Origin of the sequence: Diplocloster agilis, from assembly GCF_019042275.1 — a bacterium.
Lineage (GTDB): Bacteria > Bacillota > Clostridia > Lachnospirales > Lachnospiraceae > Diplocloster > Diplocloster agilis.
Genome location: NZ_JAHQCW010000013.1, coordinates 29,183 through 40,937 on the forward strand (window position 1 = coordinate 29,183; position 11,755 = coordinate 40,937).

The 11,755-nt window shown below is 52.5% G+C and carries 13 protein-coding genes and 1 pseudogene; 2 read left to right on the forward strand and 12 right to left on the reverse strand.

Going from position 1 to position 11,755, the window contains the following annotated elements; translation table 11 throughout:
* Positions 1–122: 122 nt before the first annotated feature.
* Both KTH89_RS09515 and KTH89_RS25100 read right to left on the reverse strand, forming a co-directional pair.
* The gene (locus KTH89_RS09515; protein WP_238721482.1) at positions 123–356 is read right to left on the reverse strand and encodes an SDR family oxidoreductase; all 234 of its coding nucleotides are present in this window, start codon (positions 354–356) and stop codon (positions 123–125) included.
* 25 nt (positions 357–381) lie between these two features.
* A pseudogene (locus KTH89_RS25100) lies at positions 382–618 on the reverse strand (SDR family NAD(P)-dependent oxidoreductase); the annotation flags it as partial.
* 116 nt (positions 619–734) lie between these two features.
* Here KTH89_RS25100 and KTH89_RS09525 point away from each other — a divergent pair.
* Together KTH89_RS09525 and KTH89_RS09530 are read left to right on the forward strand one after the other, a co-directional pair.
* Positions 735–1,034, forward strand: coding sequence for a type II toxin-antitoxin system RelB/DinJ family antitoxin (locus KTH89_RS09525; protein ID WP_158345443.1), 300 nt, complete (start codon positions 735–737; stop codon positions 1,032–1,034).
* Entirely contained in the window at positions 1,031–1,447 is a 417-nt protein-coding gene (locus tag KTH89_RS09530; protein ID WP_238721473.1) for a putative toxin-antitoxin system toxin component, PIN family, read from the forward strand. Before KTH89_RS09525 ends, KTH89_RS09530 begins: the two co-directional genes overlap by 4 nt.
* A gap of 67 nt (positions 1,448–1,514) precedes the next feature.
* Here KTH89_RS09530 and KTH89_RS09535 read toward each other — a convergent pair whose 3' ends face one another.
* The 10 genes from KTH89_RS09535 to KTH89_RS09580 all read right to left on the reverse strand — a co-directional run bounded on the left by KTH89_RS09535 (position 1,515) and on the right by KTH89_RS09580 (position 11,751).
* Positions 1,515–2,327, reverse strand: a complete 813-nt coding sequence (locus tag KTH89_RS09535; RefSeq protein WP_238721474.1) for an SDR family NAD(P)-dependent oxidoreductase — start codon at positions 2,325–2,327, stop codon at positions 1,515–1,517.
* Complete coding sequence (gene garR, locus KTH89_RS09540) at positions 2,324–3,235, reverse strand: 2-hydroxy-3-oxopropionate reductase (protein WP_158345446.1); 912 nt, start codon at positions 3,233–3,235, stop codon at positions 2,324–2,326. The genes KTH89_RS09535 and garR overlap by 4 nt, the downstream gene beginning before the upstream one ends.
* A 35-nt stretch (positions 3,236–3,270) precedes the next feature.
* Positions 3,271–4,203 carry a transketolase family protein gene (locus tag KTH89_RS09545; protein ID WP_158345447.1) on the reverse strand — a complete coding sequence of 311 codons (933 nt, stop codon included), beginning with the start codon at positions 4,201–4,203 and terminating at the stop codon, positions 3,271–3,273.
* Positions 4,204–4,231: 28 nt separating this feature from the next.
* Positions 4,232–5,056, reverse strand: coding sequence for a transketolase (locus KTH89_RS09550; protein WP_408639960.1), 825 nt, complete (start codon positions 5,054–5,056; stop codon positions 4,232–4,234).
* A 61-nt stretch (positions 5,057–5,117) separates the two neighbouring features.
* On the reverse strand, positions 5,118–6,260 hold the full coding sequence (locus KTH89_RS09555; RefSeq protein ID WP_238721475.1) for a Gfo/Idh/MocA family protein: 1,143 nt from the start codon (positions 6,258–6,260) through the stop codon (positions 5,118–5,120).
* A 61-nt stretch (positions 6,261–6,321) separates the two neighbouring features.
* Entirely contained in the window at positions 6,322–7,050 is a 729-nt protein-coding gene (locus KTH89_RS09560) for an SDR family NAD(P)-dependent oxidoreductase (RefSeq protein ID WP_238721476.1), read from the reverse strand.
* Positions 7,047–7,517, reverse strand: a complete 471-nt coding sequence (locus KTH89_RS09565) for a VOC family protein (RefSeq protein ID WP_158345451.1) — start codon at positions 7,515–7,517, stop codon at positions 7,047–7,049. Before KTH89_RS09565 ends, KTH89_RS09560 begins: the two co-directional genes overlap by 4 nt.
* Before the next feature lie 13 nt (positions 7,518–7,530).
* Complete coding sequence (locus tag KTH89_RS09570; protein WP_158345452.1) at positions 7,531–7,971, reverse strand: VOC family protein; 441 nt, start codon at positions 7,969–7,971, stop codon at positions 7,531–7,533.
* A gap of 26 nt (positions 7,972–7,997) precedes the next feature.
* Positions 7,998–10,097 (reverse strand): glycoside hydrolase family 3 protein, encoded by a 2,100-nt coding sequence (locus tag KTH89_RS09575; RefSeq protein ID WP_158345453.1) that lies wholly within the window; start codon positions 10,095–10,097, stop codon positions 7,998–8,000.
* A gap of 97 nt (positions 10,098–10,194) precedes the next feature.
* Positions 10,195–11,751: a response regulator transcription factor gene (locus KTH89_RS09580; RefSeq protein ID WP_238721477.1), complete on the reverse strand. Its 1,557-nt coding sequence runs from the start codon at positions 11,749–11,751 to the stop codon at positions 10,195–10,197.
* Positions 11,752–11,755: the final 4 nt, after the last annotated feature.

Here is an 11,755-nt window from a genome sequence, read left to right on the forward strand (position 1 = left end):
CTTACTGCGCCTGTACCTATTTTATTGACCATATTATATCATAGCTATTTCTGCGGTTCAATTTGTAGTTTAGGCAGTTTTGGGGTTACTTCCGGGTACAAGCACCTGGCTATCCGGTTGCCTTATTCATACTTCGTATCATATTCCCATGGCTGCCCGCCTGCGATGCAGCCTCCGTCCACCCGGTATTCGCACCCGGTAATGTACGCGGAGGCATCCGACGCCAGCAGAATGCAGACCCCCACAATATCCTCCGGATAACCCGGTCTGCCCATAGCGATCCGCTCCAGCAGATATCCCCACTTCCGCGGATTTTCCCAGGTTGACGTGGTACACCAGAACATCGATCCTGCCATGAATCCCCGCAATCTCTTTTGCACACTTTTGAACCTGTTCCGGCTCGGTTATATTCAGGCAATGACAGGAAGCGATTCTCCCTTCTTCCTCTATCTGCGCCTGCAACTCCTTAAGCCCCTCTGCGTTCCTGTCACACAGGGCCATGGAAGCCCCCGCCCGGGCCAGTCCCAGAGCCAGCTCTCTTCCAATTCCCCCCGCGGCTCCCGTAAATGCTATGTGTTTTCCTTCTAATGAAAATACCTCTGTGAAAGCTGACCACATTTTCCCAAAGCTGACCACTTTTCCCGGATTTTTTAAATAAAACACACCCAATAGGTTGAAAATTATTGATATTAACAACCGAATTGCATATAATGAGAGTGTAAGGAGGTGTTGTTATGGCATTAGCAACTTTCAGTGTAAGAATGGACGAAAGCTTAAAACGACAGTTTGATGCCCTTTGCTCCGAGTTTGGAATGAATGCGACTACTGCGTTTAATGTGTTTGCCCGTGCTGTTGTTCGGGAAAAGAGAATCCCGTTTGAAATCCAGGCATCCAGCAATTTCACAAGACAGAGTGGTATGCAGGCATTTATGGCACTTCGGGCACAGGCAAAGGAAAACGGTGTGCAGGACTTGTCCCTTGATGAAATCAATGATGAGATTCGTAAATCCAGATATGAGGAGGCAACAGAGTGATTTGTTATGCGGTGATTGATACCAATGTGCTGGTATCTGCACTCTTGTCAAGTCACGATAATGCCGCTACTGTTCAAGTAGTGGGAAAACTGTTCTCCGGCGAAGTGATTCCACTATTGAGCGAGGAAATCTTACGAGAATATGCCGAGGTATTAAGACGAAAAAAATTTGGATTTTCGGAGGAAACAGTCAGCTCCTTAATTTATGTCATTGAAAAATATGGAGAGATGCTTGTTCCTACACCGGCATGTGAAATTTTATCCGATATAAAGGACCTTCCGTTTTATGAAGTCGTTCTGGAGAAAGGTGAAGATGAAGCCTACCTTGTAACCGGAAATCTGAAACATTTTCCCGCAAAACCTTTTATAGTGACTGCACGAGAGTTTTTGGACATTCTAAATGGAAACAAATAAGATACACTAAATTGTCAAGGGGGCTGTCGGTTAATACCGATTTTTACGCTCCCTTGTCTAAGTTGCCTTATTCATACTTCGTATCATATTCCCATGGCTGCCCGCCTGCGATACAGCCTCCGTCCACCCGGTATTCGCACCCGGTAATGTACACGGAGGCATCCGACGCCAGCAGAATGCAGACCCCCAGAATGTCCTCCGGGTAACCCGGTCTGCCCATAGCGATCCGCTCCAGCAGATATCCCGCCTTCCGCGGATTTTCCCAGGTTGACGTGGTCAGCTGGGTTTTTATATGTCCGGGGCTGATACAGTTGGCCCGGATATGATATTTCGCCCATTCCACCGCCTGGGATTTGGTGAGGGACATTACCCCCGCCTTGGTGGCCGCGTATACGCTGCAGCCTCCCAGAACCCAGCCGGTATTATGGGAACCGATATTGATAATACTACCCGAGTCCTGCTTTCTCATAATATGCGCCACCGCCTGGGACATCAGAAACGTCCCCTTAAGGTTTACCGCCATAATTTTGTCATAGGTACTCTCCTCCACATCCAGAAAGCCTTCCCTTTTATTAATCCCCGCGCAGTTCACCAGAACATCAATCCTGCCATGAATCCCCGCTATCTCTTTTGTACACTTTTGAACCTGCTCCGGCTCGGTTACATTCAGGCAATGGCAGGAAGCGTTTCCCCCTTCTTCCTCTATCTGCGCCTGCAATTCCTTAATCCCCTCTGCGTTCGTGTCACACAGGGCCATAAAAGCCCCCGCCCGGGCCAGTCCCAGAGCCAGCTCTCTTCCAATTCCCCCCGCGGCTCCCGTAAACGCTATGTGTTTTCCTTCTAATGAAAATAGCCCTTCCAAATATTCCGCTGCCTTCATATCATTTCTCCATTTTCTTCTGTTATCCGCCGGATCTTCGCGCCGCATAATTTTTCATAAAAGAGCGCCAGTCCGCTGTGGTCACACTGTCCGTGTCCATCCGCGTGCAGGGACTGCATCATTTCCATCACCATGGAAGTAAGCGGCAGAGGAGCTCCCAGCCCATGTCCGGTCGCCAGCGCATTATCCAGGTCTTTGATATGCAGATCCAGCTTGAATCCCGGCTTAAAGTTCCCGTCCAGTATCATAGGGATCTTCGCATCCATCACCACAGATCCGGCCAGGCCCCCGCGGATAGCCTCAAAAACCTTCTCCGGGTCCACTCCGGCCTTTACGCTTAAGGTAAATGCCTCCGATACCGCCGCAATATTTAACGCGACGATCACCTGATTCGCAAGCTTCGTCGTATTTCCCGCGCCGATTTCTCCGCAGTATACCGCGCTGCTTCCCATCAGCATCAGAATCTCATATACTTCCTCGAATACCGTCCGGTCCCCACCTGCCATAATGGCCAGTGTGCCGTCGACCGCCTTCGGTTCTCCGCCGGAAACCGGCGCATCGATCATGCGCACTCCCCTCTGTTCACAGGCCCGGCTGATCTCCCGGGACTCCAGGGGTGCGATAGAACTCATGTCGATGAGAATACTGCCGGGTTCCGCTCCGTCTAAGACTCCATCCGGGCCAAGCACGGCCTGTCTGACATGGGGGCTGTTGGGCAGCATCGTTATGATTACTTTATTTCCCCGCGCCGCTTCCCCTGCGCCGGCTGCTGTCTTGGCTCCCGCCTCTGCCAGTTCCTGTCTTTTGCTTTCTTCGATATCATAGACGGTCAATTCCATTCCCGCCTTGAGCAAGTTTAAGGCCATCGGTTTTCCCATAATACCCAGTCCGATAAATCCGATCTTCATTTTTTCCTCCTGTGGCGCATGTCCCGCGCATTAAATTATATTTCCTTATACAATTCCAGGACCGTTTCCACGATATGCTCGCTGGTCAGCCCGTAATATTCCAGCACATCCTGGTAGCAGTGTCCGCTGCTGCCGAACCGGTCCCGGATTCCGACAAAATCGATTGGAATCCGTTCCAGCCGCAGGCATTCGGAGACCGCGCTGCCCAGACCTCCGATCACGCTGTGTTCTTCCGCGGTGACCACGCCCTTGCAGCCAGCTATCACCTCTTTCACGGCCGCCGTATGAAGCGGTTTAATCGTGCTGACATTTACCACCCGCACAGAAATCTTGTCTTTAAGCGTATAAGCCGCCTCCAGCGCCTTTTCCACCATCACTCCGGTGGCCAGTACGGCTATCTCATTTCCTTCCCGCACCACATAGGGTTTTCCGATCTGAAACGGTTTTCCCTCCGGAGTCACATTATTCAGATCATTCCGGTTTAACCGTATATAACAGGGGCCCTGCCATTCCACCATAGCCTTCACGGCCGCCGCAGTCTCCCTGGCATCCGCCGGGCTTAGAACAGTCATGTTCGGAATAGCCCGCATGACCGCCAGATCCTCCACCGACTGATGCGTGGCCCCATCTCCAAAATCGGACAGGCCCGCTGAGGAACCACAGATCTTCACATTCAGTTCTCCGATCGCGATGGTCTGCCGGATCTGGTCATAGGCCCTGCCTCCCGCAAATACCGCGAAGGAATTCGTAAATGGAATCATCCCGGCCTGAGCCAGTCCGGCCGCCATCGATGTCATATTCGCTTCTGCGATCCCACATTCAAAATGCCGTTCGGGATAAGCCTGCTCAAACAATTTTCCCATGGTAGAACCGCCCAGGTCGGCATCCAGCACCACGATACGCTTGTTCTCTTTGCCCAGCTCCACAAGAGTCTTCCCGTACGCTATCCTTTGATTTGTATCACTCATGTTGTCCTCCCAATTCCTTTCGCTTTTCTCAGCTTAATTCCGCCAGCGCTTTCCGGTACAGTTCCTCCGTAAGCATTCCATTGTGAAAGCCGACCACATTTTCTGCGAAGCTGACCCCTTTTCCCTTTATGGTTTTAGCCAATATCACCGTAGGTTTCCCTTCGGGACGGGAAGCGTCGTCCAAGACGGTTAGAATCTGTTCCATATCATGTCCGTCCGTCTCAAGCACCCTCCATCCGAAGCTCTCCCACTTTTCCCGGATCGGATAGCTGTTATAGCGCTCCTCGATCCAGCCGTTGGCCTGCAGCCCGTTCTGATCCACAATGGCTACCAGACGGTCGGCATGGTACGCGGACGCCGCCATCGCAGCCTCCCATACCTGGCCTTCCGCCAGTTCCCCGTCTCCTAACAGCACATAGACCCGGCGGTCGATCCCTTTAAGCCTCATACCAAGAGCCATACCAAGACCGATCGAAAGCCCCTGCCCCAGCGATCCGGTTCCCGCTTCTATTCCCGGTGTCTTCTGTACATCCGGGTGTCCCTGGAGATAGAATCCGATCTCTTTGGTATGTTTTAAGTCCTCCACCGGGAAATAGCCGCTTTCCGCCAGCGCCGCATACTGAAGGATGGCTACATGGCCTTTACTTAACAGGAACCGGTCCCTGTCCTCCAGCTTCGGGGTTTTCGGATCATGATGCATTTTATAAAAATACAGGGCGGCCACAAGATCCGCCGCCGAGTTGGACCCTCCGATATGACCGGCAACGCCCACCCCTATGCTGACGATTACATCCCTTCGCAGAATTCTTGCCTTTTCTCTTAACTCGTTTAATAACTGATCACTGTACAAGATTTTTCCTCCATTCAAGTGCCTTTCTGTCAAGTCACCGCTTTCTATGTCACAGCTCCCTAAATCACAGCTTTATAGGTTCCGGCCTGGCGCAGGTTGTGCGCATGTGCTGTACACCCTCCCGCTGCGCTTTTTCAAAACTTAACAGGACTTCCGTGACATGACCGGTGAATTCCGGGTTCGTACGGTGTTCCCGGCCCGCTTCCAAGGCTCCGGCCAGATCCGCAAGGCCCAGGCCTCTCATATTTTCGGCCGGCCGGCCGAACATACGCGGCATACTTTTAAAATGCTCCCACATTTCCGGCCTGCTGAGCATTCCGGCTGCCTCGCCGGCTTTTTTCCCGTCCACTTCTTTTATCAGGCTGTCCGCACGGAGCAATTTCACCTCGCCGTCAAACCGGTTCGGATCCGGTACCACCAAAGTCCCCTCTGTCCCGTAGATCTCCAGCTTCGGCAGATGCGACAGCCAGACATCAAAACTCATATTCAGGCTGGCAATGGTTCCCTGCCGAAACTTCAGAATTCCCGCATAATGGGTCGGTACCTCAACGGGAATCTCCTGTCCGTACCGCTCCCTGGTATAGATCCTGCGGCTCTCCTGCCCCTGTCCGCAGAAACAGGAGGTGGACAACACCGGCCCCAGCATAGACACCAGAGCGGATATGTAATACGGCCCCATATCCATCATGGGGCCGCCTCCCTTCTGATAGAAGAAATCCGGGTTCGGATGCCAGGTCTCATGTCCGTGGGATACCATATTTGCCACAGCAGCCACCGGCCGGCCGATCCATCCGTCGTCGATCAGCTTGCGGCACGTCTGGAGCGCCGGACCCAGAAAAGTATCCGGAGCGCATCCCAAGGCCAGCCGCCCCTCCCTGGAAAGTCTCTGTAATTCTTCCACCTGGTCCATGGACAGCGCCATAGGCTTCTCACAATACACATGCTTACCGGCCAGCAGCGCCTGCCGGTTAATCTCATAGTGGACCTTTGGCACCGTCAGATTCAGTATCACATCGATATCCGCATCCGCCAGCAGTTCCTCGGCCGAACAGGCTTTTGCTATTCCATGGCGGTCCGCCGCCAGCCTCGCCCTGTTTGGGTCAATGTCCGCGCACGCCGCCACCGTAAGTCCATGAAAATACCGACTTATATTGTTCAGATAGATATTTGATATCTCCCCGCATCCGATTATTCCCACCCTTTTCACAATCTGACCATCCTTTCCTGCCGGCCCATACGCCTGCTTTTATTCCTTTTGCCCGCCGTTTTCATAACGGCATGGGGCGGCCTGTGGCGTCGATAAAGCTGATTTTCGAATAACTCCGCTTCTTCCGCTCCATAAGATCCAGTATACCGTTGGCGATATCCTCCGGATCCGCCGGAGCGTCCGTACCGCCCATATTCGTCCGCATCCAGCCCGGATGTACCGAGTACACCAGGATATCCTTCTCCCGCATAGCTTCCCGGAGCCTTTCGGAGAACATATTCAGCGCTGTCTTCGACATGCTGTAGGCGTAGTTTGACGGATAGGCGTTGATAATGGTTCCCGCCTCCGAGGAAATATTGATGACGGAGGCTTTTTCACCGCGGTACAGGCAGGGGAGAAGATGCTGTACCATACGCATGGGCCCTACCGTATTCACCTGGAAGGATTCCACTACCCGATCCAGATCCAGGTCTTCCAGCGTCTTTTCCCGCTCAATCATAATAGCCGCACAGTTCACCAGCCCATCCAGCGCTCCGCCGTCCTCCTGAACCGTCCGGGCGCACGCCTTAGCGTCCGCCTCGCTGGTGACGTCAAGGGGCAGAATCCGCAGCGCCCGGGATTTCCGTAATTCCCGGTATCCCTGGTATCCCTTCGTCCGTACGCTCTCCAGGGCTTTTTCCACTTTTTCCCTGCTGCGCCCGGCGGCATATACCTGATGCCCGCGTTCCAGCGCCAGAACGGCCAGGACGCTGCCCAGTCCGCCTGAAGCCCCCGTAATCAAGATCTTCACCGCTGTTTTCTCTCCTTTACTTCCAAGGTCACTCCCAATTCTGCCAGGGTGTCAAAATAAGCGTAACGCTCAAACCCTTTCTCCTCTATAAACACAGGAGGCATCTGATGGTTTTCCATAAATTGCAGCGTCTGCTCAAATCCGTCAATATAGAAGGAAATAAAACATACGCCCGGGCCGTTCTTGTCCAGGAACTCCTTCCAGGGGCTTGGATCATCGCCGCAGGGCTCCAGCACCTCCAGATAGACCGGTTCCAGAGGAACCAGCAGGCTTTTTAATTTCGCCCGTACCGGCTGACCCCGGAAGTTCTGATACCGCCCCTCCTGTACCGCCTGATCCGGGTTCGGCCGGCGCACGGTCAATTCCTGGTCCAAGGGGAAAATTTCCCGGAATTTTTCCGCCGCTTTTTCGATGTCATCCACCACGATACCGATCTTCACGATCTCACTGCTGCCTAATTTATCCATTCTTCATCCGCCCCTATTCCCGGTTCCATCTTCCCGTTTTCTTTAGGAACACGACCTGGGGAGATTCCTCTCCCACCTGCATCAGCTCGATACGGTTCCGGTCGGGATCTCTGACCCAGCACTGATAATTATGGTCGACGCCATATTTTACCGGCCGGTCTAACTCTACGCTTTCCCGCTCTATCTGATCCGCGATTCCCTGGATATCGTCCACCTCAAAACACAGGTGGGAGAACCCGATATTTTTCTCATTGTATTCCGTAAAATTCTCTCCGCCGTAGAACAATTCGATAAACTGCCCGCCTCCTGCATACAGATAGACGATCCAGGGTTCCCCTGTTTCCGGCCGCGCCATCTCAAAAGCCTTCTCAAAGCCCAGAACCCGGCAGTAAAAATCGATAGACTTCTTCATATCCGAGACATTCAATGCTGTGTGTGCCAATCCTTTTATCATCGCTTTTCTTCCTCTCCTTAAAATCTTTAATCCTTTATCGTTATCATCAATTCTACCGGTTTCTGCTTCATCAGTTCCACGCTGCGCTCATCCGGTTGTGAGAAGCCCACATACAGGCGGAAACGGCTGCTCTTGACCGAACGTTCTCCATTCCTATCCACCGCCGTCAGCGCTTCATGCCGGACCGTAAGCGTGATCCTTTTCTTTTCACCCGGTTCCAGATGCACTCGTTGAAACGCGCAAAGGCTGTGATTTAAAACCGCGCAGTCCGCTTCCAAATCCTTGATATATACCTGGATCACCTCATCCACCGGGGTATTCTGCCTGTTTAGTACCTCTGCTTCTATCCCGAAATCCGTATCCCGGCCCGGCTGCCCCACTACCTGCGCTTCGGTTATTCCGGCACAGCCGTAGGTCAGACCGTATCCGAAGGGATACAGCGGGCTCTTTTCCAGATACCGGTATGTACGGTTTTTCATGGAATAATCCGTGAATTCCGGCATATCCTCCAGATCCCGGTAAAAGGTCACCGGCAGTTTTCCGGAAGGAGCGGCTTTTCCAAACAACAGCTCCGCCACCGCTTTTCCTCCTCTGCCTCCGGGATACCACACATCCAATATGCCGTCGATGTTCTCATCCGCATAATTCAGATCGATCGCGCTGCCAGCCATCAGTACCAGCACGGTGGGTTTTCCCACGGAAGCCACCAGTTCCATCAGCTCCTGCTGAACCTGGGGCAGTCCCAGACCTTCCTTATCACCGGAACCGATCTGATTGCTGATATCGTGTTCCTCTCCTTCCAGCCGCTCATCCAGTCCAAGGCATAGAATCACCACGTCACTGTGCTTCGCCACCGTAACCGCTTCTGAGAACAGATTCGTCCGGCTGTGGGTATTGATGGCGCAGCCCTCGGAATAGAGCACCTTGGCCTTTCCTTCGGCCTCACGCCTGATCCCCTCCAGCACGGTAATATATTCGGAGGAAATACCGTAATAATTGCCGTACAGCGGAATCCTGCTGTCCGCGTTAGGCCCAATCACGCCAATCGTCTTTGTCTTTTGCAGGTCAACCGGAAGAATCCCGTTATTCTTTAACAGCACGCTTCCCCTTTTGACTGCGGTAAGAGCCAGTTCGATGTGTTCCTCGCTTTCCACCTCATCATAGGGAATCTGGTCGTACTCCGATCCTTCTCCCATAATCCCTAACAGATATCTGGTGGTAAACAGCCGCTCCGCGGACCTGGTGATCTCTTCTTCCGTTACCATATTGTTCTGATAGGCCTCCAGCAGATACACATAGGTATTTCCGCAGTTCAGGTCGCAGCCCGCGTGAAGCGCCATTGCCGCGGATTCCTGCATGGTGCTGGTTACCTTGTGATGTTCATGAAAATCCCGGATCGCCCAGCAGTCAGACACCACATGTCCCTGAAATCCCCATTTATCCCTGAGAATATCTTTCAAAAGGGTCTTGCTGCCGCAGCACGGTTCTCCGTTCGTCCGGTTATACGCGCCCATGACGGATTCCACATCCCCTTCTTTTACCAGCGCCTCAAAGGCCGGAAGATACGTCTCCCACAGATCCTTCCGGCTCACCTGCGCATCAAACTCATGCCTTAGGTGTTCCGGTCCGCTGTGTACGGCAAAGTGCTTGGCACAGGCCGCCGACTTCATCACTTCCCCGTCTCCCTGCAGCCCCTTGACAAACGCCACGCCAAGCCTGGAAGTAAGATAAGGGTCCTCGCCATAGGTCTCATGCCCTCTCCCCCAGCGGGGATCCCGGAAAATATTGACATTGGGAGACCAGAAGGTAATCCCTTTATGAAGGCCCCGGTCCCCTTCCTTCACAAATTCATTGTACTTCGCCCGTCCCTCATCTGCGATCGCCTCCGCGATCGCCTTTAACATCTCCTCATCGAACATCGCCGCCAGGCCGATCGCCTGCGGGAATACGGTGGCGGTTCCCGCTCTGGCCACGCCATGCAGCGCCTCATTCCACCAGTTATATTCCGGAACTCCCAGCCTTTTGATAGGCGGGGAATCATACTTTAGCTGGCTCGCCTTTTCGAACACAGTCATCTTCGCCACCAGCTCTTTCGCTTTCCTTGCCGCTGTTTCCCTGTCAAACATCCTATTCACCTCTCAATTATTATGAACCCAGAATAGCATGTTCCCTTTTGCCGGGAAATCAAATAAACTACCCTCATTCTATAATAATTTGTCTTTTCTACCGGTACTGTTCCCTGAACTTCGTCGGGGACATGCCGGTCTTTTTCTTAAAAGCCAGTGAAAAATAGTTGGTATCCCGGTAGCCGATCATGGCGGCGATTCGGTTGGTGCGCAGATTCGTCGTCTTTAAAAGCAGCTTTGCTTTCTCGATCCGCTCCTGTACGATATACTCGTTGCACCCCTCCCCTGTCACCCGCTTAAAGAGCCGTGAAAAATAGTTGGGCGTGAGATAGAGGGCCGAGGCCAGGCTGGAGACGGAGATCTCCTCCGCCAAATGTTCTTTTATGTAGCGTTTTGCCTTGGTTACCACCTGATGGGCTTCTTTTTCTTCGTCCCCCTGAAGCAGGTTTTGCAGAAAGATCTCGGTCATCTCACAGGCTTCTTCCCGGCCGGCGTTCATCAATATTTTCATAAAGGAGGGGAGGCGGTCATCCGCAGAAGATTTTGAGTCGCTTAAGTAAACGAAGTAAACGGAGGAGGCCAATTCATAGCAGCACATACTGACATCCTCGCCCGGTACGCTGTAAGACTCCAGGGCCTGCTTAAAACGCTCGTATATTTTCATGACGCAGTCCGCGTTTCCCACGTTGGCGCACATGGCGGCTTTCATTTCCGAGAAGACTTCCTTGAACAATTTGTCTCGTTTTTGCAGATTCCGGTTCTGTACGATCTCGTGGAAATCGTTTTTATTTTTCTCTAATAACAGACAGGCGTCATTGTAGGATACCGTTATATTCCGGAAGCCGTTCACCACACTGCCCATCACGGCCTTCAGTGTCACATTGTACTCGTCTTTCAGGATTTCCGTCAGCTTTTTTATGTCTTTTAACGCTTCAGGCGCTCCATTTTGCACAAAATACAAGATGACGGTCCTGCCGTCATGATCCGCTAGGGTGATGCCCTTTCCCTGTGCATCGATAAATCCGATGCAGATGTTGCGGATACTTTGGGAGATGTATTCTTCCTCCTCCTGCAAATGGTGTACAAACTGCGGAGGGCGGATAATGACGGCCTGCATGCTTTGCCCGCTGTCATAGGGGTATTCCCGGTAGAATTCTTCCGTGAAGATTTCCTGCCCCGTTATTTTCCCATGCAGGTAGTCGCTTAATTTTTTCTCCAGCTCATACTGCTTTGCCGCCGCTCTGGCCCGGGACACATTTGTCTCTCCCTCCGCCTCTTTTAACTCTTCCAGATATTGGACCTGTTTTTTTAACGTCTGGGTCAGGACCTCCTCATCGATGGGCTTGAGCAGAAATTCCTGAACGCTTAAGCGCAGGCACTGCCTGGCATATTCGAATCTGTCATATCCGGTCAGAACGATAATCCTCATCTCCGGTACAATGGATTTCACCAGCTCTATGAGATCCAGGCCCGACATCTCCGCCATATTGATATCGGTGACCATGATCTCCGGCTTTTCTTCCTCCACGATCTCATACGCTTCCTTCCCGCTGGCGGCGGTGAATACCTGTTCTATGCCGATTTCCTCCCATCGGATTACCTTTTGGATCCCGATCCGGATCATCTTTTCATCGTCTACGATCAGTGCTTTCATCCAA

Excerpts from the sequence above, each read along its gene's own strand:
- KTH89_RS09515 (WP_238721482.1), bottom strand. The coding sequence starts at position 356 with ATGGCAGGATCGATGTTCTGGTGTACCACGTCAACCTGGGAAAATCCG.
- KTH89_RS09570 (WP_158345452.1), bottom strand. The coding sequence starts at position 7,971 with ATGATAAAAGGATTGGCACACACAGCATTGAATGTCTCGGATATGAAG.
- KTH89_RS09525 (WP_158345443.1), top strand. The coding sequence starts at position 735 with ATGGCATTAGCAACTTTCAGTGTAAGAATGGACGAAAGCTTAAAACGA.
- garR (WP_158345446.1), bottom strand. The coding sequence starts at position 3,235 with ATGAAGATCGGATTTATCGGACTGGGTATTATGGGAAAACCGATGGCC.
- KTH89_RS09575 (WP_158345453.1), bottom strand. The coding sequence starts at position 10,097 with ATGTTTGACAGGGAAACAGCGGCAAGGAAAGCGAAAGAGCTGGTGGCG.
- KTH89_RS09580 (WP_238721477.1), bottom strand. The coding sequence starts at position 11,751 with ATGAAAGCACTGATCGTAGACGATGAAAAGATGATCCGGATCGGGATC.
- KTH89_RS09545 (WP_158345447.1), bottom strand. The coding sequence starts at position 4,203 with ATGAGTGATACAAATCAAAGGATAGCGTACGGGAAGACTCTTGTGGAG.
- KTH89_RS09565 (WP_158345451.1), bottom strand. The coding sequence starts at position 7,517 with ATGGATAAATTAGGCAGCAGTGAGATCGTGAAGATCGGTATCGTGGTG.
- KTH89_RS09535 (WP_238721474.1), bottom strand. The coding sequence starts at position 2,327 with ATGAAGGCAGCGGAATATTTGGAAGGGCTATTTTCATTAGAAGGAAAA.